The 18,484-nt window shown below is 66.9% G+C and carries 17 protein-coding genes and 2 tRNA genes; 13 read left to right on the forward strand and 6 right to left on the reverse strand.

What is annotated here, in order from left to right:
* The first annotated feature begins 120 nt into the window (after positions 1-120).
* The 5 genes from IE187_RS01925 to IE187_RS01945 all read left to right on the forward strand — a co-directional run bounded on the left by IE187_RS01925 (position 121) and on the right by IE187_RS01945 (position 4,529).
* Positions 121-1,221, forward strand: a complete 1,101-nt coding sequence (locus IE187_RS01925; RefSeq protein WP_189674883.1) for a DUF3089 domain-containing protein — start codon at positions 121-123, stop codon at positions 1,219-1,221.
* Positions 1,218-1,682, forward strand: coding sequence for a Holliday junction resolvase RuvX (ruvX, locus tag IE187_RS01930; protein ID WP_189674884.1), 465 nt, complete (start codon positions 1,218-1,220; stop codon positions 1,680-1,682). The genes IE187_RS01925 and ruvX overlap by 4 nt, the downstream gene beginning before the upstream one ends.
* A gap of 238 nt (positions 1,683-1,920) precedes the next feature.
* Positions 1,921-2,544 carry an alpha/beta hydrolase gene (locus IE187_RS01935; RefSeq protein WP_189674885.1) on the forward strand — a complete coding sequence of 208 codons (624 nt, stop codon included), beginning with the start codon at positions 1,921-1,923 and terminating at the stop codon, positions 2,542-2,544.
* A 105-nt stretch (positions 2,545-2,649) separates the two neighbouring features.
* On the forward strand, positions 2,650-3,384 hold the full coding sequence (locus IE187_RS01940) for an SDR family oxidoreductase (RefSeq protein ID WP_133188636.1): 735 nt from the start codon (positions 2,650-2,652) through the stop codon (positions 3,382-3,384).
* The gene (locus IE187_RS01945; RefSeq protein WP_189674886.1) at positions 3,381-4,529 is read left to right on the forward strand and encodes an L-dopachrome tautomerase-related protein; all 1,149 of its coding nucleotides are present in this window, start codon (positions 3,381-3,383) and stop codon (positions 4,527-4,529) included. Before IE187_RS01940 ends, IE187_RS01945 begins: the two co-directional genes overlap by 4 nt.
* Before the next feature lie 10 nt (positions 4,530-4,539).
* Here IE187_RS01945 and IE187_RS01950 read toward each other — a convergent pair whose 3' ends face one another.
* The 4 genes from IE187_RS01950 to IE187_RS01965 all read right to left on the reverse strand — a co-directional run bounded on the left by IE187_RS01950 (position 4,540) and on the right by IE187_RS01965 (position 8,377).
* Entirely contained in the window at positions 4,540-5,319 is a 780-nt protein-coding gene (locus tag IE187_RS01950) for a formate/nitrite transporter family protein (RefSeq protein WP_133188640.1), read from the reverse strand.
* A 5-nt stretch (positions 5,320-5,324) separates the two neighbouring features.
* On the reverse strand, positions 5,325-7,670 hold the full coding sequence (locus tag IE187_RS01955) for an FdhF/YdeP family oxidoreductase (RefSeq protein ID WP_189674887.1): 2,346 nt from the start codon (positions 7,668-7,670) through the stop codon (positions 5,325-5,327).
* Positions 7,671-7,853: 183 nt separating this feature from the next.
* A tRNA-Ala gene (locus IE187_RS01960) sits at positions 7,854-7,929 on the reverse strand.
* A gap of 130 nt (positions 7,930-8,059) precedes the next feature.
* The gene (locus IE187_RS01965; protein ID WP_133191968.1) at positions 8,060-8,377 is read right to left on the reverse strand and encodes an FYDLN acid domain-containing protein; all 318 of its coding nucleotides are present in this window, start codon (positions 8,375-8,377) and stop codon (positions 8,060-8,062) included.
* A gap of 136 nt (positions 8,378-8,513) precedes the next feature.
* On the opposite strand from IE187_RS01965, the gene aroA reads away from it, so the two are divergent.
* Genes aroA through cmk form a run of 3 tightly spaced genes read left to right on the forward strand, consistent with a single transcriptional unit; the run spans position 8,514 to position 10,731 of the window.
* The gene (gene aroA / locus IE187_RS01970) at positions 8,514-9,863 is read left to right on the forward strand and encodes a 3-phosphoshikimate 1-carboxyvinyltransferase (protein ID WP_189674888.1); all 1,350 of its coding nucleotides are present in this window, start codon (positions 8,514-8,516) and stop codon (positions 9,861-9,863) included.
* Positions 9,860-10,108: a CBU_0592 family membrane protein gene (locus IE187_RS01975; RefSeq protein ID WP_189674889.1), complete on the forward strand. Its 249-nt coding sequence runs from the start codon at positions 9,860-9,862 to the stop codon at positions 10,106-10,108. Before aroA ends, IE187_RS01975 begins: the two co-directional genes overlap by 4 nt.
* Complete coding sequence (gene cmk / locus IE187_RS01980; RefSeq protein ID WP_189674890.1) at positions 10,105-10,731, forward strand: (d)CMP kinase; 627 nt, start codon at positions 10,105-10,107, stop codon at positions 10,729-10,731. Before IE187_RS01975 ends, cmk begins: the two co-directional genes overlap by 4 nt.
* Positions 10,732-10,738: 7 nt before the next feature.
* On the opposite strand, the gene IE187_RS01985 is transcribed toward cmk, so the two are convergent.
* Both IE187_RS01985 and IE187_RS01990 read right to left on the reverse strand, forming a co-directional pair.
* Entirely contained in the window at positions 10,739-11,020 is a 282-nt protein-coding gene (locus IE187_RS01985; RefSeq protein WP_229839179.1) for a type II toxin-antitoxin system RelE/ParE family toxin, read from the reverse strand.
* Positions 11,013-11,318 carry a type II toxin-antitoxin system ParD family antitoxin gene (locus tag IE187_RS01990; RefSeq protein WP_308435267.1) on the reverse strand — a complete coding sequence of 102 codons (306 nt, stop codon included), beginning with the start codon at positions 11,316-11,318 and terminating at the stop codon, positions 11,013-11,015. The genes IE187_RS01985 and IE187_RS01990 overlap by 8 nt, the downstream gene beginning before the upstream one ends.
* A 243-nt stretch (positions 11,319-11,561) precedes the next feature.
* Between IE187_RS01990 and rpsA the strand changes: the two genes are divergently transcribed.
* The 5 genes from rpsA (at position 11,562) to IE187_RS02015 (ending at position 18,478) form a co-directional block, all read left to right on the forward strand.
* Positions 11,562-13,295: a 30S ribosomal protein S1 gene (gene rpsA / locus IE187_RS01995; RefSeq protein ID WP_133188650.1), complete on the forward strand. Its 1,734-nt coding sequence runs from the start codon at positions 11,562-11,564 to the stop codon at positions 13,293-13,295.
* 158 nt (positions 13,296-13,453) lie between these two features.
* Entirely contained in the window at positions 13,454-13,732 is a 279-nt protein-coding gene (locus IE187_RS02000) for an integration host factor subunit beta (protein ID WP_133188652.1), read from the forward strand.
* Between the two features lie 43 nt (positions 13,733-13,775).
* Positions 13,776-13,861: transfer RNA gene (locus IE187_RS02005), tRNA-Leu, on the forward strand.
* A 303-nt stretch (positions 13,862-14,164) separates the two neighbouring features.
* Positions 14,165-16,555 carry a DUF3772 domain-containing protein gene (locus tag IE187_RS02010; protein ID WP_189674892.1) on the forward strand — a complete coding sequence of 797 codons (2,391 nt, stop codon included), beginning with the start codon at positions 14,165-14,167 and terminating at the stop codon, positions 16,553-16,555.
* Positions 16,556-16,999: 444 nt separating this feature from the next.
* The gene (locus IE187_RS02015) at positions 17,000-18,478 is read left to right on the forward strand and encodes an ABC transporter substrate-binding protein (protein ID WP_189674893.1); all 1,479 of its coding nucleotides are present in this window, start codon (positions 17,000-17,002) and stop codon (positions 18,476-18,478) included.
* The last annotated feature ends 6 nt before the right edge of the window (positions 18,479-18,484 follow it).

The raw sequence follows: 18,484 nt of genomic DNA on the forward strand, positions 1-18,484 counted from the left end.
CGCCGTGCCCACACCAACGCCAGCACCAAGGCGATTGCAAGCGCGGCGATCCTGCGGCACGGAAAACCGCAGCACGCTTGCATGGGCACCGCCGCGCCATGCCGTGGGAGGTCGACCGGTTTGGCGCGCAAGTTTCTCTACATCTTCACCGTGCTGATCGTGATCGTGATCGCGGGTGCGTTTGCCTATGCAATCTGGGGCACCGAGCTGATCAAGCTGGCGATGATCCCGCGCGCCGCCTTCATCGCCGAGCCGCGTCAGCCCGCCGCTGCGTACCGCCGCGCCGAGATGTGGCTCGCGCGTCCCGACAAGCCGGGCAACGCGGCGCTATGGCTTCCGCCCGGCTACACGCCCGCCACCGACACGCGCGCGGCGGTGTTCTTCATCCACCCCACCTCGTTCCTCAACCGATCGCGCTGGAACGCGCCGCTCGACGATGCCGAGGCCAATGCCCGCGCCGAGCTGTTCCTGCGCGGCCAGGCCAGCGCGTTCAACGCGGTCGGCGCGATCTGGGCGCCGCGCTATCGCCAGGCGACCTTCGGCGCGTTCCTGACGACGCAGGATAATGCCGCCAAGGCGCTCGACCTCGCTTATGGTGACGTCGCGGCGGCATTCGACGCGTTCGTCGCGCAAGCGGGCGACCGGCCGATCATCCTCGCCGGCCACAGCCAGGGCGCGCTGCACCTGCTGCGGCTGCTGCGCGAGAAGATCGCTGGCACGCCGCTGCAGAAGCGGATCGTCGCCGCCTATGTCGTCGGCTGGCCAGTGTCGCGCAGCGTCGACCTGCCCAAGCTTGGCCTGCCCGAATGCCGCAGCGCCGATCAGGCCGGCTGCATCCAGTCGTGGGAGAGCTTCGCCGAACCCGCCGAGCCGTCGCTGGTGCTCGACACCTACAACGCCAGCCGCGGCAGCGATGGAACGCCGCGCCGCGGCACCCCGATGATCTGCACCAATCCGCTGACCGGAACCCCCGATGCGACCGCGCCCGCGACCGCCAATCTCGGCACGCTCGTTCCCTCGGCCGATCTCTCGAGCGCGACGATCGTCGCGGGCCAGGTTCCGGCGCGCTGCGATTCGCGCGGGCTCCTGCTGATCGGCGATCCGCCCAAGCTCGGCGGCTATGTGCTGCCGGGCAACAACTACCACGTCTACGACTACAGCCTGTTCTGGGCGAACGTCCGCGCCGATGCGGCACGACGGCTGGCGGTCTTCGCGAAATGATCACGACCGATCGCACCGAATTCCGTGGCGCGCTTCCCGCTGGTGGCCGGCTGATCGGGCTCGACGTCGGCACCAAGACGATCGGGACCGCCCTGTGCGACGCCGGGTGGAGCTTCGCCTCGCCAGCGTTGCTGATCCGCCGCACCAAGTTCCAGAAGGACAAGCTCGCGCTCGCCGAGATGATCGCTGCGCAGCAGGTGAAGGGGATCGTCATCGGCCTGCCGCTCAATCTGAACGACGGCAGCGAGAGCCCGCGCAGCCAGTCGAGCCGGGCGTTCGCGCGCAACATGGCCGATCTCGACCTGCCGATCTTCCTGCAGGACGAGCGCTGGTCGACCGTCGCGGTCACGCGCACGCTGATCGAGCAGGACGCGAGCCGCGCCAAGCGTGCCGAGCTCGTCGACAAGATGGCCGCTGCGTACATCCTGCAAGGCGCGATCGACGCGCTCGTCGCGATCTAACCACGACAGCCCGTCCGCGGCCCAGTCGACGCGATCACCGCTGGCTGTCCGGTCGTGCAATGCCGCTCGATCCGGGTGCACCGCTCGTCGCTCGGCTGGGCGCTTGCCAGACGCCTTCCAGCGCTTCCGCTCTTGCCGGTTTAGGCGATGCGCATACCCTCGCGTGCCGGGGGCGTGTTCCGAGTCGGCGCGCTGAGATCGTCGCACCGGACCGCGCTTCTGCAAGAGGAGAGCCGTCATGACGCTTGCTTTCGAGTCGCCGACCGAGCGCCCCGTCCCGATCGTAGTGACGGCGAAAGGCGATTCGGCCGCCCCGGCGTTGCCAGCTCGGATCGAGCTCGACCTCTCGAAATTTCACAATGGACGCTGGGCGCTCCACCTCGACGCCGTTTTCGCGCGGCACGAGACCCCCGTCGTCATCCTGGCGCATGGCATCGCGTGTCGCGCGGTGGCGTGGTGGGCGCAGCTTTCGCCGCGCAGCTATTTGAAGGCTGTCAGCGGTGCGCTGTTCCACACGCCGTTGCATGTCGGATTCGATCAGATTGCGGCCGCGGCGGCGATGCAGAACGGCCCTGCCTGCCGCCTGCCCTTTCCCTCGATCGTCATCAGCGATCCGTCGTTCCAGGTCGAGCAAGCGCTTGCCCTCGCCGACGCGTGGGGAAGCCGGTTCGTCGCGACCGATGCCGCCGCACCGGGACAGGCAAGCAACCGTAACGCGCGCTTTACCGCAATCGAGACGATGCTGCTCGGCCACCGCGATCGCTTCGAGATCAACCGCGCGGCCGCGATGCAGCCATCGGGACCATGCCCGATCGCGATGCAGCTTAGTCCTTCCGATCACACCACCATCAAGTCTGATTGACGCTGTCCACAGCGTTCCGACGTCGTCCCTCGCGCAACTTCCACAGCGCCGGCGTGTTACACCGACACGCTGGCCGCCGCGGCCATGGCGCGAAGGAGTGACGCGATGGACATGCAGGATCTGACCGGGAAGGTCGCCGTCATCACCGGCGCCTCGAGCGGGATCGGCGAAGCGACCGCGCGCCTGCTCGCCAAGGAAGGCGCCCACGTCGTGCTCGTCGCGCGGCGCAAGGATCGGATCGACGCGATCGCCGCCGAGATCGGGGAGAGCGCGATGGCGATCGAAACCGACGTCGCCGATCTGGCGGCGGTCCAGGCGATGGTCGCCGCGGTCAAGACGCGCTTCGGCGGGATCGACTTGCTGTTCAACAATGCCGGCATGGGCGTCAACGGCGCGTTCGCCGACAGCAATCCCGACGACTGGAAAACGCAGATCGACGCCAATCTCTATGGCGTGCTCAACTGCACCCACGCCGCCTTGCCGCTGATGCACGGCCGCGCGGGCGCGATGGTCTCGATCGTGTCGAGCGTCGGCGGGCGGTACGGGATCGCCGGCTGGTCGGTCTACAACGCCACCAAGTTCGCGGTGGTCGGCTTTGCCGATGCGCTGCGCAAGGAAGTCGGCAATGCGGGCATTCGCGTCTCGCTGATCGAACCCGGCGCGGTGTGGACCGAATGGGGCCACAACGTCCCCGAGGAAACGATGCGCGAGCGCCGCGAATCGCTCGACGCGCTCCAGGCCGAGGATATCGCGCAGGCGCTGGTCTACGCCTTCGCGCAGCCGCCGCGGGTGCTGGTCGAGGAAATCCTCGTCCGCCCGGTCAAGCAGGTCGCGCCATGACGCGCCGGTCCTTGCTCCGCAGCGCGCTACGCGCCAGCGCGATCACGCTCGTCGCGACCGCGGCCATCGGCGCCTTCGCGCGGCGCCCGTCCCCGTCGCAGGTAGAACGCGTCGCGACCTTCGGCGATGCGATGCCGACGGGCGTCACCGTCGCGGCGAACGGCCGGATCTTCGTCAACTATCCGCAGTGGGGCGACAATCCGCGCTTCACCGTCGGCGAGCTCAAGAACGGTGTCGTCACCGCCTATCCCGACCAGGCGATCAACCAAGCCGATCCCGCGCGCCCGGGCGAAACGCTGATCAGCGTGCAAAGCGTCGTCGCCGACAGCGCGAACCGCTTGTGGATCCTCGACACCGCCGCCCCCAATTTCGCGGCGCCGCTCGCAGGCGGCGCAAAGCTCGTCGCGGTGGATCTCGCACGCGACCGCGTCGTGCAGACGATCGTACTCGGCCCCGACGTCGTGCTGCCGACGACCTACCTCAACGACGTGCGCTTCGATTTGCGCCAGGGGATCGCGGGCGTCGCTTATATCACCGACAGTTCGGTGACCGGCCCCGGCGCGATCATCGTCGTCGATCTGGCGAGCGGTGCCGCCGTCCGCCGCTTGTCGGGCGATGCGACGACGATGCCCGACCCCGCTTTCGCGCCCGTCGTGGAAGGCAAGCCGGTGATGACGCGCCCCGCCGATGGTCCGGCAAAGCCATGGAAGGTCGCCGCCGACGGCATCGCGCTCTCGCCCGATGGCGCGACCCTCTATTATTCGCCGCTGTCGAGCCGCCACCTCTACGCCGTCCCGACCGCCTTGCTGCGCGATCCCGTTATCGACCCGGCAAAGCTCTCGGCCGCCGTGCGCGATCTCGGGCTCAAGGGCGCCTCCGACGGTCTGGCGGTCGATTCGCGCGGCCACATCTATGGCGGCGACTATGAGCATAATGCGATCCGCCGGCTCGCCGACGGAAAGTGGGAGACGATCGCGCAGGACCGCCGGATCCTGTGGCCCGACACGCTGTCGATCGGCACCGACGGCTATTTGTACTTCACCGCCAACCAACTCCACCGCCAGCCCGGCTTCCACAAGGGCAAGGATCTGCGGCGCAAACCCTACGAGCTCCTGCGGATCAAGATCGACGCCGGGCCGGCCTGACGCCGAGCGATTACTGGCGCGCCATCGGAGCGTCGGTTTTCGCCGCAAGGCCATAGGCGCCGACCACGAACAGCAACCCGCCGATCCCGTTCCCGAGCGTGACGAACGCAAGATTGCGCAACACTTGCGCCAGCGTGATCGTCTCGCCCGGCGAGAACAGGCCAAGTGTCAGCGCGGTCATGTTGGCGACCGAATGCTCGAACCCGGCGGCGACGAACGCGAGCAGCACCCACGCCATGACGAGGCTTTTCGCGGCATCGCCGGTCACCCGCGCCGCGGTCCAGATCGCGAGGCAGACCAGCCAGTTGCACAGCACCGCGCGCGCGATCAACGCCGTCGCATCGGCCTCGACCTTGTGCGCGGCATAGGCGTTGAACATCGTCGCGGCATTGGCGAACACCAACCCCCCACCGCCCGCGATGAAGATAGCCGAAAGCAACAGCGCGCCCGCCAGATTGCCGATCCACACCACGACGATCAGCAAGGCGGCGTCCGCGACACTGACGCTGCGCCGCATCAACCCGAAGCCGAGATACATGACATAGCCGGTGAACAGCTCCCCCCCGGCGAACACGGTGAGGATCAGCCCGAGCCCAAAGGTCGCGCCCATCACCAATGGGCGCACGCCGGCCGGCAAGGCGTCGGCGGTGCTGAGCGCGAGGATCATCGCGATGCCGATATAGGCCCCCGCCAGCATCGCGCCGACGAAGAAGCCCAGCGGCGAGCGGCGGATCGAAGCGGCTTCGGCGGCGGCGCGATCAGCGAAGCCGGTTACCGTCGGTGCATACATGGATTTTACGCTTTCACAGAGATTTTGCGGCCAGCAACGCCCGCCCGCGCAACGATACGGTCCGCCGCGTTCTTGGTTCCCGCGCTGCGGATCTGGACCGGCACCGACTTGTACGACGGGGTCAGGCTTTGCGGATCATGGTCCTCGAGCGCGATCAGCGGCTGTGTCTCGGGGTAATAGGACGCGCAGCACCCATCGGGCAGCGCATGCTCGACGAGCATCAGCCCCTGGACGATCCGATCGTCGCGCTTGAACGCGAGCGCGGTCGTCACGTCGACGACATCGCCTTCGACAAAGCCGAGCCGGGCGATCTCCTTCGCGTTCAGGAACAGCACGTCGCGCCGCCCGAACACGCCGCGATAGCGATCGTCGAGGGCATAGATCGTGGTGTTGTACTGATCGTGCGAGCGCAGCGTCGTCAGCCGCAGGACGCTTGGATCACGCGTCGTCTCGTCTTCCTCGACGCCCGTGGCGACGATGAAATTGGCCTTGCCGGTATCGGTGTTCCAGACGCGCTCGGCCGCCGAATTGGGCAAGTGGAAGCCGCCTGGCGCGCGGATGCGCGTGTTGTAGTTCTTGAACGCCGGGAACACCGCCTCGATCTTGTCGCGGATACGGTCGTAATTGGCGACATAGCCGTCCCAATCGATCGCGCCCTTGTCGCCGAGCGTCGCCTTCGCGATCCCCGCGACGATCCACGGTTCCGAACGGACATTCTCGCCCGGCGGCATCAGGAAGCCGCGCGAGGCATGGACCATCGACATCGAATCCTCGACCGTCACGGCTTGCGGGCCACCGTCCTGCGTATCGCGCTCGGTCCGCCCGAGGCACGGCAGGACGTAGCTCGCCTTGGCCATCAGCAGATGCGTGCGGTTGAGCTTGGTGGTGATGTGGACCGCGAGGTCCATGTTGCGGAAGCCTTGCGCGCAGGCCTGCGGATCCGACGACGCGATCGCGAGATTGCCGCCGAGGCAGACGATCGCCTTGGCCGTCCCGTCGCGCATCGCAGCGATGCTCTCGACCACCGAATGCCCATCGGCGCGTGGCGGATCGAAGCCGAATACGTCCTGGATCTTGTCGAGCAACGCCGCGCTCGGCCGTTCGGTGATGCCGACGGTCCGGTCGCCCTGGACGTTGCTGTGGCCGCGAAGCGGGCAGATGCCTGCGCCTGGCCGCCCCATATTGCCGCGCAGCAGCAGCAGGTTGGCGATTTGCTGGACGTTGCTCGTGCCCGTGCGGTGCTGCGTGATGCCCATGCCGTAGCAGCAGATCGTCGCCTTCGACTGCGCATAGATCTGCGCGACCGCTTCGAGATCGGCGCGCGCAAGGCCGCTCGATTGCTCGATCGCGGCCCAGTCGGTCGCATCGAGATCGGCACGGAACGCCTCGAGGCCCGCCGTATGTTCGGCGATGAAGGCATGGTCGAGCACCGGCGCGTCGGGCGTGTCGAGCGCCACCAGCGCCTTCGCAATGCCCTTCAGCGCCGCGGCATCGCCGCCGACCTTGACCTGCAAATAGCTCGTCGCGATCGGCGTCGCCGACAAGGTTGCCATTTCGACCACCGATTGCGGCGATTCGAAGCGTTCGAGCGAGCGCTCTTTGAGCGGGTTGAACACGATGATCTTGCCGCCGCGCCGCGCCACGTCGCGCAGCGTCGCCATCATCCGCGGATGGTTGGTGCCGGGATTGTGGCCGATCGAGAGGATCAGGTCGGCATGGTCGAAATCCTCGAGGCTGACGGTGCCCTTGCCGATGCCGATCGACTTGGGGAGGCCGACCGAAGTCGCCTCGTGGCACATGTTCGAGCAATCGGGAAAATTGTTGGTGCCATACAGCCGCGCGAACAGCTGGTAGAGGAACGCGGCTTCGTTCGAGCAGCGCCCCGAAGTGTAGAATTCGGCTTGATTGGGATCCTCGAGCGCGGCCAGACCCGCACCGATCTCGGCGAGCGCCTCGTCCCAGCCGACGACTTCATAATGGTCGGTCGCCGGATTGTAGCGCAGCGGCTCGGTGACGCGGCCCTGATCCTCGATCCAGTGATCGGTCTTTTCCCACAGCTCGGAGACCGAATGCTGCGCGAAGAAATCGCCGCCGATCCGCTTGGCAGTCGATTCCCATGCGACTGCCTTGGCGCCATTCTCGCAGAATTCGAACGAGGAGGAGTGCTTCGGGTCGGGCCAGGCGCAGCTCGGGCAATCGAAGCCGTCGGGCTGGTTCGACTTGAGCAGCGTCTGCGCGCCCTGCGACACGATCTGCTGCGCCTTGAGCGAGACCGCGACCGCCTTGAGCGCCCCCCAGCCGCCCGCCGGGCCGGTATAATCCTTGATCCCCTCGGGACGCTTACGACGCATACTCGGAACTCCACACTTCGACAGGCCCGCACGAGGAGCGGGCCACGACACCGTCGCGCCTAACGCACCGACATCGGGACGAGAAGCGCAGTTGCGACGAACGCTACGATAGATTGAAAGTTTTTGAGACGGGGGTCGCGCCCACCGCCATCAAGCGAGAAACATCGATCGCTTGTGGAAGAATGGTGGAGCCGAGGGGGATCGAACCCCTGACCTTTCGCATGCCATGCGAACGCTCTCCCAGCTGAGCTACGGCCCCATCGTATTCTGGAAAGAGAGACCCGAAACCGGGACCTCTTTGCGGGAAGGCGTCGCCCCTACCGAGGCGACGCGCCCTTGGCAAGCGGTCTGAGTGTCGCTTGCCAGAAAAAACATCAATTAGCTGTGGATCAATGCTCGTCTTCGCTCTGCGGCGCTTCCACGCCGAGATCGTCGTCGCCGCCGAGATCGACCTCGTCGTCGGGCGAGGGCTCCTCGTCTTCACCGGTGTCGATATCCTCGTCGTCGCCGGCGAGATCGTCGTCCTTCTTTACCAGCTCGGGCTTGGCCTGCTCGAACGGCAGCGGCTGCTTCGACTTGAGGATCGGCTCGGGCTCCCAATGCGCACCGCAATTGATGCAGGTGACGGGATCGTCCTTGCCGAGGTCGTAGAAACGGGTGGCGCATTTCGGGCACGTACGCTTCGTGCCCCATTCCGGCTGGATCATATGCCGATTGAACCTTTTGTTGGGCCGACGGGCGTTGCGGCCCTCGGCTGATAGGAATTGGGTCTCGCGACCCGAAGGGCCGCAAAGTGGTGCGCGCCTTGCCATAGCGCAAGCGCGCTGTCAAAGCGCGGCCCCGATGACACACCCTACGCCTATCCCCCGCGAAATCCAACCATCCGGGCCGCTCAAGGGGCGCGTCCGCGTCCCCGGCGACAAGTCGATCAGCCACCGTTCGCTGATGCTCTCGGCGCTTGCGGTCGGCACGAGCCGGATCGAGGGGCTGCTCGAGGGCGAGGACGTGCTCGCCACGGCGGCCGCGATGCGCGCGATGGGCGCGACGATCCGCCGCGGCGACGATGCGGTGTGGCACGTCGATGGCGTCGGCGTCGGCGGGCTGCTCCAGCCTGCGACCGCGCTCGAGATGGGCAATTCGGGGACTTCGACGCGGCTGCTGATGGGGTTGGTCGCGAGCCACCCGATCACCGCCACCTTCATCGGCGACGCCTCGCTGTCGAAGCGACCGATGGGCCGCGTCATCACCCCGCTGTCGCAGATGGGCGCCGATGTGACGTCGAGCCCGGGCGGTCGCCTCCCCCTGATGCTGCGCGGCCTGTGCCCCGCGATCCCGATCACCTACACCCTCCCCGTCGCCTCGGCGCAAGTGAAGTCGGCGATCCTGCTCGCCGGCCTCAACACCCCCGGGATCACGCGCGTGATCGAGCCGATCGCGACGCGCGATCATAGCGAGCGGATGCTGCGCGGCTTCGGCGCGACCGTGACGGTCGAGCCGTCGCCGCAAGGCCGCATCATCGAGATCACCGGCGAGGCCGAGCTCACGCCGCAAGCGATCGTCGTGCCGGGCGACCCCTCCTCCGCCGCGTTCCTCGTCGTTGCCGCGACGATCGTGCCGGGATCGGACGTGGTGGTCGAGAATGTCGGGCTCAACCCGACCCGTGCCGGGCTGTTCACCGCGCTTCGCCTGATGGGTGCGAGCATCGAAGAGCTGAACCCGCGCGAAGTCGGCGGCGAGCCCGTTGCCGATCTGCGCGTCCGCCACGCGGCGCTCACCGGTATCGAGATCCCGCCCGATCTCGCGCCGAGCATGATCGACGAATATCCCGTGCTGTTCGTTGCCGCCGCCTTCGCCACCGGCCGCACGATCGCGCGCGGCGCCGACGAGCTGCGCGTCAAGGAATCGGACCGGATCGCCGCAATGGCCGCCGCGCTCGGCGCCGCCGGCGCGCGCGTCGAGGAAGTCGAGGACGGCATGATCATCGACGGCACCGGCGGCGATCCGCTGCCCGGCGGCGCGACAATCGCGACGCTGCTCGACCACCGCATCGCGATGAGTATGGCGGTGGCGGCTTTGCATTGCCGCAAGGGGAGCGCGGGCGCCGGTATCACGCTCGACGACGCGTCGCCGGTGGCGACGAGCTATCCCGCCTTCTTCGACCAGATCGCGCAGTTGCAGAGCGGCGGCGCATGATTGACTCGCATACCGCCGATCTGATCGGCTTTGTCGGCGCGATCGTCATCCTGACCGGCTTCGCGTACCAGACGCTCCGCAACGCCGCGCCGAACCTGTTCTCGAACGGGCTCAATTTTCTCGGCGCGTCGCTACTCGCGCTGTCGCTCGTGGTGAACTACAATCTCCCCGCGCTCGCCCTCGAACTGGCCTGGGCCGCAATCGCTCTCATTGGATTGGTACGTATCGTGGCTAGACGCCGATGATTATTGCGGTCGACGGACCCGCCGCCTCGGGCAAGGGCACGATCGCGCGTGCGCTCGCACGCCATTACGGCCTCCCACATCTCGACACCGGGCTGCTCTATCGCGCGGTCGCGTCAAACGTGCAGCGGCTCGAGTTGGACGCCGCGGTCGAGGCCGATGCGGTCGCCGCGTGCGACTTCGACGATTCGCTGCTCGACGATCCGATGCTGCGCAGCGATGCGATCGGCTCGCTGGCGTCGGTCGTCTCGGCGCATCCGCTCGTGCGCGCCTCGCTGCTCCAGCGGCAGAAGCGCTTCGCCCAGCAACCGGGCGGCGCGGTACTTGACGGGCGCGACATCGGCACGGTCATCGCGCCCAACGCCGACGCCAAGCTATTCGTCCGCGCCACCCCCAACATTCGCGCCAAGCGCCGTCACGCCGAACTGCGGTCGCACGGGTCACTGATCAGCATCGACAAGGTGCTCGCCGACATCCGCGCCCGCGATTTGCGCGATTCGACACGCTCGAACGCACCGCTGGTGCCCGCCAACGACGCGGCGTTCCTCGACACGAGCTTCCTGTCGATCGAGGCGTCGGTGCAGCGTGCGATCGATATCGTCGAGTCGAAGATCATTGCGCCATAGCGCCGCGTCAATCGTCGGCCCACTCTTCGTGCGCATGACGGATGCGAACGATCAGCACATCCTCGCCGTCGAGGACGTAGACAATAAGATGTGCCTTGTACGGGTGCGCGCGGACGCGGCGCCGCGTCTCGGTCCGCTCGCCCGCAGCACGGGGAAAATCCGCGAGGAAATGGAAAACCTTGCGGAGGCCGGTGGCATAGCGCTCCGCCTGATCCTGACCGAAGCGGTCGAACCCATAGGCATAGATCGCGGCGAAATCCGCATCGGCCTGCCGCGTTAGCTTAAACACTAGCGCCGGAAGCGCGCGCCAACGCCTTCCGTCGAGCCTCTTCCAGGACTTCTTCAACCGTAAGGTCTGAGATCCCGCTCGCCAGGCCTTCTTCGACCATCCGGTTCATCGCTGCGATCTTTTCAGAGCGGATCTGCTCCCGCCGGATCAAGTCGAGCACGACATCGCTGCTGTTGCCGAACCGCCCCGTCGCAGCCTGCGCCTCGATCCAATCCTTCATCGCATCGGGCAGGGAAATTGTAATCGTAGCCATTGAAATCTCCGCCTTCCACGGTCTCACATTGCCAATCTTTGTCAATACCGACGCGACTTGATCGCCCCCTCGCGCTCGGCTATGGGTGCGAGGTCCGGCGAGCGGTGCTCGCGGAGGCTGGCGCGACAGGCATGTCCTCTCGCGCCCTTTTCGCATTTAGCGAGTTGCCCGCCCCCGCGAACGTCAATCGGCGGATGTCGGCCCGGCATTCGGCTGTTCCGACACATAGGCCAAGACCGCCGGAGACAACCGGCTGGCCGGAACAATGATTTAGGATCTGATCCCTTTATGGCCACTCAGCCAAACCCAACCCGCGACGATTTCGCCGCCCTTCTCGAAATGACTCTCGGCGGTGCCGACAGCTTCGAAGGCCGCGTCGTCAAGGGCACCGTCACCGCAATCGAGAACGATCTGGCCGTCATCGACGTCGGCTTGAAGTCCGAAGGCCGCGTTCCGCTTCGCGAATTCGCGATGCCGGGCCAGAAGGCCGATCTCAAGGTCGGTGACGAAGTCGAAGTGTTCGTCGACCGCGTCGAGAACGTGCACGGCGAAGCGATGCTGTCGCGCGACCGCGCCCGCCGCGAAGCCGCATGGGACACGCTCGAAACCGAATTCGCCAAGACGGCACGCGTCGAGGGTGTCATCTTCGGCCGCGTCAAGGGCGGCTTCACGGTCGACCTCAACGGCGCCGTGGCCTTCCTGCCGGGTTCGCAGGTCGACATCCGCCCGGTGCGCGACGTCACCCCGCTGATGGATATCCCCCAGCCCTTCCAGATCCTCAAGATGGACCGCAAGCGCGGCAACATCGTCGTGTCGCGTCGCGCGATCCTCGAAGAGACTCGCGCCGAGCAGCGTTCGGGCCTCATCCTGTCGCTCGCCGAGGGCCAGATCATCGACGGCGTCGTCAAGAACATCACCGATTATGGTGCGTTCGTTGACCTCGGCGGCATCGACGGCCTGCTGCACGTCACCGATCTCAGCTACAAGCGCGTCGGCCATCCTTCGGAAGTTCTCAACATTGGCGATACCGTCAAGGTTCAGATCATCCGCATCAACAAGGACACGCAGCGTATCTCGCTCGGCATGAAGCAGCTCGAGAGCGATCCGTGGGAAGGTGCAGCCGCCAAGTACCCGGTCGGCGCCAAGCTGACCGGCCGCGTCACGAACATCACCGAATATGGTGCGTTCGTCGAGCTCGAGCCGGGCATCGAAGGCCTGGTGCACGTTTCGGAAATGTCGTGGACCAAGAAGAACGTTCACCCCGGCAAGATCGTCTCGACCTCGCAGGAAGTCGACGTCGTGGTCATCGAGGTCGATCCCGACAAGCGTCGCATCTCGCTCGGCCTCAAGCAGGCGATCAGCAACCCGTGGGAGGCCTTCGCTGAAGCGCATCCGATCGGTTCGACCGTCGAAGGCGAAGTCAAGAACGCGACCGAATTCGGTCTGTTCATCGGCCTCGACAACGACGTCGACGGCATGGTCCACATGTCCGACATCGCCTGGGGCGTTTCGGGCGAGGACGCGCTCAACCTGCATCGCAAGGGCGAGATGGTTCAGGCCATCGTGCTCGACATCGACGCTGAGAAGGAGCGTATCTCGCTCGGCATGAAGCAGCTCGAGCGTGGTGCCCCTGCAGCAGGCGGCGTTGCCGCCGGCGGCATCTCGGCAGCGGCATCGGGCCTCAACAAGAACGCCATCGTCACGGTCACCGTGCTCGAAGTCCGCGACGCGGGTCTCGAAGTGCAGGTCGGCGACGACGGCGCGACGGGCTTCATCAAGCGCACCGACCTCGGCCGCGATCGCGACGAGCAGCGTCCGGAGCGGTTCCAGACCGGCCAGAAGTTCGATGCGATGGTCACCGGCTTCGATCGTTCGAAGAAGCCGACCTTCTCGATCAAGGCGATGCAGATCTCCGAAGAGAAGCAGGCGGTTGCGCAGTATGGCTCGTCCGACTCGGGCGCGTCGCTGGGCGACATCCTCGGTGCAGCGCTCAAGGCGCAGGGTGCCGACGCCAAGAAGTAATACTTTAGGATGACGAAGGGGCGTTTTCCGGGAGGAAGGCGCCCCTTTCGTTTTTTTCCGTCGTTTTCAACCTATCCCCATGCTAGGCTTGCTGTAGATCAAGCCGAAGCGGCCATTTCGTCCGCTCGGGCGAGGCTTGGGGGTAAGGAACGCGTACGATGATACGATCAGAATTGGTGCAGACGCTGGCTGCCGAAAATCCCGATTTGTCGCCCCGCGATATCGAGGCTCTGGTCACGACCTTTTTTGACGAAATCATCAAGCGGCTCGCGGCTGGCGGCCGTGTCGAACTGCGCGGCTTCGGCGCCTTCTCAACCCGCGCACGCGATGCGCGCACCGGGCGCAACCCTCGCACTGGCGAACTGGTCGACGTTGACGCAAAGCGCGTGCCCTATTTCAAACCCGGCAAGGAAATGCGCGCCAATTTGAACGTCTGAGTGGGTTGACGCCGCGCGCTCGGTGCGCTTGGACGAGTACCGCGCGGACGTGGCGAAATTGGTAGACGCACGGGACTTAAAATCCCTCGCCCTCAGGGTGTGCGGGTTCGAGTCCCGCCGTCCGCACCAGATTGGAATCTTTTGGTAATCGCTTTGCCTGTTTGAGCCCGCAGCGCCTGAAGCCCCCTGCATCCCAACACCCCATCTTGGCTCGTGACATGCGGGGGCCCGGCCGCCCCCGGACGGTGTCTTCACGCCCGGCCTCCTTCCCTGCTGGAGGTCCACACCGACCCGCTCGAAAAACGGGGAGCAAGCCCCCTCCGCACCGCGTCGAACGGGGCAAAGCGGTAGTGTGATCGCCCAGCATCGGATACGCCGCTGGCGCCCCGCGTTCCAGTCGAGCACGGCGGGTGCGGTGTTTGGACGGATATCATGAGAAAACGACTGCTGGGCGCGCTCGCCTTATCGATCCTGGCCTTCTCGATCCTGATCGCACAGCCCTTGGCCGCGCAGACGCCTGCCGTGACGCTCTCGGCCCAACTCGCGCGAACCGAGACCGAGCTGCGCGCAGTCGATCGCGCGCTCGACGGACGCGTCGACGCTGACGCGCAAAAGGCGCTGCGCATGCGCGCGCTCGCCGCACAGCAAGTCGCCAAGGACGTCGGCGCCGCGCTGGACGATCAGATCACGCTGCTCGATGCGCGGATCGCCGGGCTCGGCCCCGCGGCACCCGGCGTGACCGAAGCGCCCGACATCACGGCGCAACGCGCGGCGCTAACGCAACAGCGGTCCGCGCTCGATGCGACCGCCAAGCGCGCCGGGCTCGCCAGCGTCGAAGCCCAACAATTGGTCGACGAAATCGAACAAAGCCGCGAGCAGCAATTCAACGAGAAGATCTCGGCCCAGGCGGCGTCTCCGCTGGCGCCGACGTTCTGGCAGACGTTGCTGGCTTCGCTCCCGCGCGACATCAAGCGGGTTGGTCTCTTTCTCAAGCAGGGCATCGATCAGATTGGCAGCGCGCGCCATGGCCTGCCCTGGCAAGCGCTGCTTGGCCTCGTGCTTGGCTTCGTCGTTTTCCTCCCCGTGCGGATCTGGGCGCGCGCGCTCGGCCAGAAGGTTCTGGTCGAAGGCGCGCCGGGGCGCCGCGTGCGGCGATCGGCCAATGCGCTGTGGCGCGTGATCATCGGGACGCTGTGCCCGCTCCTCGCCGCGATGATCGTGATGCAGGGCTTGCGGTGGTCGGGACTGCTCCCGCTGCGGTGGGCCGGCATGGGGGATGCGGTCGTGCTCGCGACGGGCTTCAGTGCGTTTACCGCCGCCGTCAGCGGAGCGCTGCTCATGCGCCGCCAGCCCTCATGGCGGATCGCCGCGATCGACGACGAGACGGCGGCGCGCGTGAGGCCGCTCACCTGGATCCTCGCAGGACTGTCGTTTGGCACGATCCTGCTATCGGCATTCGATACCGCGATCGGCGCGAGCCAGGCTGCTCAGGTCGCGAGCCAGACGCTGATTGCCTTGCTGCACTTGCTGCTGATCGCAACGTTCCTGCTGGTGCTGGGGCGGCTGCGCGCCGAACGATCGGCGAAAGACGATGCCGCCAATGGGACCGCGAGCGCCGGAATCGGCATCGTGCTGCTCGTGGTGTGGGTGCTCGTCTGCATCGCGTCGACCGCCTTGTTGCTCGGCTATATCGCGTTCAGCCTGTTCACCGCGCAGGTCATCGCCTGGGCGGCGATTCTTGGCGCCACCGTGTATCTGATGACCGCCGCGGTCGACGATGTCGCGACGAGCGCCTTCACGCGGTCGAGCCGGCTCGGCGTCACGCTGACCCGCGCGCTTGGGGTGCGCGGCAGCGTGATCGACCAGTTCGGCGTCCTGCTCTCGGCCGTCTTGCGCCTGGTGCTGGTGTGCGTCGCGCTTGGGCTGCTGGTGTCGCCGTTCGGGGGCAGCGGCGGTTTTGCGGCGGTGTTCGGGCGGCTCGGGTTGCTCGCGCAGGGCATCGAAGTGGGGGGTGTTTCAATTTCGCCGGCAACGATCCTGCGCGGGATCGTCGTGCTCGGCATCGGCTTGGCGCTTACCCGCGCGTTCATGGGCTGGCTCGAAAACCGCTACTTGCCGATCACCGACCTCGACGGGAGCGGTCGCAATTCGGTGAGCCTGGTGGCGCGCTATGTCGCGATTGCGGTCGCCTTTATCTGGGCGCTCGCATCGCTCGGCATTGGGGTTGAGCGAGTCGCGTTGCTGCTATCGGCCTTGTCGGTCGGCATCGGGTTCGGCCTGCAGGCGATTACGCAGAACTTTGTGTCGGGGCTGATCCTGCTGGCCGAGCGCCCGATCAAGATCGGTGATCTCGTTCGCGTCGGCAATGACGAGGGCGACGTGAAGCGCATCAGCGTCCGCTCGACCGAAATCGAGCTGGCCGATCATTCGACGCTGATCGTCCCCAATTCCGAGCTGATCACCAAGTCGGTGCTCAACAAGACGATGGCGGGCCCGCTGGGGCGGATCCAGATCAAATTCTCGGTCCCGCTCGATACCGACGCCGGCCAGGTACGGGCCATGGTGCAGGAGGCCTTTGCGAGCGATGCTGCAGTGCTCGACGAACCGCCCCCCAAGGTCTTTATCGACGGGCTCACCGAAGGACGGATCGAATTCAACTGCTTTGGCCACGTCGCCAATCAGCGCGCGGTCTACGCCGCGCGCAGCACGGTGTTGATGACGTTGCTCGACCAATTCCGAGCCGCAGGGATCGACATTGGCACGGTTCCGCAGCGGCTCGAACTGATCGCTGCGGGTACCGATCTTACCCCCCATGCTCCGTGATGGCCGCTCGCGAATGCTTGAGGCCTGGACGGTGTCGACATCCGTCGACCTGATCGTCCACACCGGCAAGCGGCGCGATGCGGCGCGCGACGGATCATCCGGTCCCGCCATGAGGCCGCGCTGGCATAGCGCCTCGCGAGCGAATCGGCCGCGGCGTTGCCGATATTGGCCGAGCGGTTCGTGATCGCGGCCATTTGGCACCATTGACGGCGCCGGTTAGCGCCGCCAGCGCGACGCTGTCGGCAATGTTTGCCAAGGCGGTTGCTGGTGCCGCATCGTCTGGCGCGCGCCGAACCTCTGTAGGGCGGATCAATGCCTTCGAGACCCACGTTTGCGGGGCCACGAAAACCGAGCGCGCCGCCAGAGGAAACGCCAGCTTGTCCGCACGCCACCGGCGGGTCCACGGTGGCGCTCCGCCAAGGCGCGTGGCAAGACGCGCGGATGATGCCCGCGCCGTCCCGCTTCGTGCCGACCAGCAAGACCCTCGGCCTCGCCACGCTGCTCGCGCTCGCCGCGTGCACGCCGCGCGCCGATACCGGGCCAGTCGTGGTCAGCGCCATCGGCGGCGCACCGACCCTGGCCGACCCGGCGCGCGATCCGCTCGACACGCCGGCGCGGCTGATGCTCGACGCGACGGCGCAGGGACTGGTCCGCTTCGATGCCACGGGCCAGGTCGAGCCCGGCATCGCCGAGCGCTGGAGCGTGATCGACAACGGAACCAGCTACATCTTCCGGCTACGCGGCGGCGAATGGGCCGATGGCCAGCCCGTGACCGCAGCCGAAGTCGTCAAGCTGCTGCGCCGCCAGCTCGCGCCGCAATCGCGCAACCCGCTGCGCCCGTTCCTCACCGCGATCGACGAGATCGTCGAGATGACCCCCGAAGTCATCGAGATCCGGCTCAAGCGCCCCCGCCCCGATTTGCTCAAACTGTTCGCGCAGCCCGAGCTCGCGATCTTCCGCGTCCAGCCGCCGAGCGGCAGCGGGCCGTATCGCGTCATCGCGCAGCGCCGCCACAGCGTCACCTTGCGCCCGGCGTTCGACCCGGCGCGCGCGGTCGAGGACGAGCCGGTCGAGCCCTCCCCCGCCGCCAACGTCCAGCTCATCGGCGAGCGCGCCGCGCGCGCGATCGTGCGCTTCACGCGCGGCGAGACAGCGCTCGTCACCGGCGGCAGCTTCGACGATTGGCCGCTCGTCATGACGACGCAGATCGCCCCCGCCAACCGCCGCTTCGATCCTGCGGCGGGTCTGTTCGGGCTCGCGGTGGTCAACCGCAGCGGCGTGCTCGCCGATCCCGGCAACCGTGCAGCGATCGCGCGCGCGATCGACCGCGCGGGCTTCGTCGCGGCGATCGCGGCGGACTGGGCGCCGGATACGCAGCTCCTCCCCGAACAGCTCGACTCGGCCGCCCCGCCCGCAGTGCCCGGATGGTCGCTCGCGCCGGCCGAGGGTGATCCCTCGCCGCGCGCGCGCATCGATCAATGGCGTACGGTCAATCCCGGCGATATCCGGCTGCGCGTCGCGGTGCCGGGCGGCCCCGGCGGGACGGTGCTGTTCGGCTATGTCGGGGCGGCGTTGCTGTCGCTCGGCATCGAGCCCGAGCGCGTCGCGCCGAATGCCGCGGCCGACCTGCGGCTGATCGACGCCGTTGCGCCGTATGACAGCGGCCGCTGGTACGCCGCCACCGCCTGTCAGCCGTGCAGCGAAGCCGCGAGCACGGCGATCGAAGCGGCACGCGAGGCCGATTCCCCGCGGCTGCGCGCGCAGCAGATTGCCGCCGCCGATGCCGCGCTGGCCGCCGATGTCGCGTTCATTCCGCTCGCGCGTCCGCTGCGCTGGTCGCTGGTCAGTGTCGGCCTCAAGGCCTGGACGGGGAACTCGCGCGCGTGGCACCCGTTGAGTCACTTGCGCAACGATTCCAATTGAGGTGAC

This window comes from Sphingomonas glacialis, from assembly GCF_014653575.1.
GTDB classification, from domain to species: Bacteria; Pseudomonadota; Alphaproteobacteria; order Sphingomonadales; family Sphingomonadaceae; genus Sphingomonas; species Sphingomonas glacialis.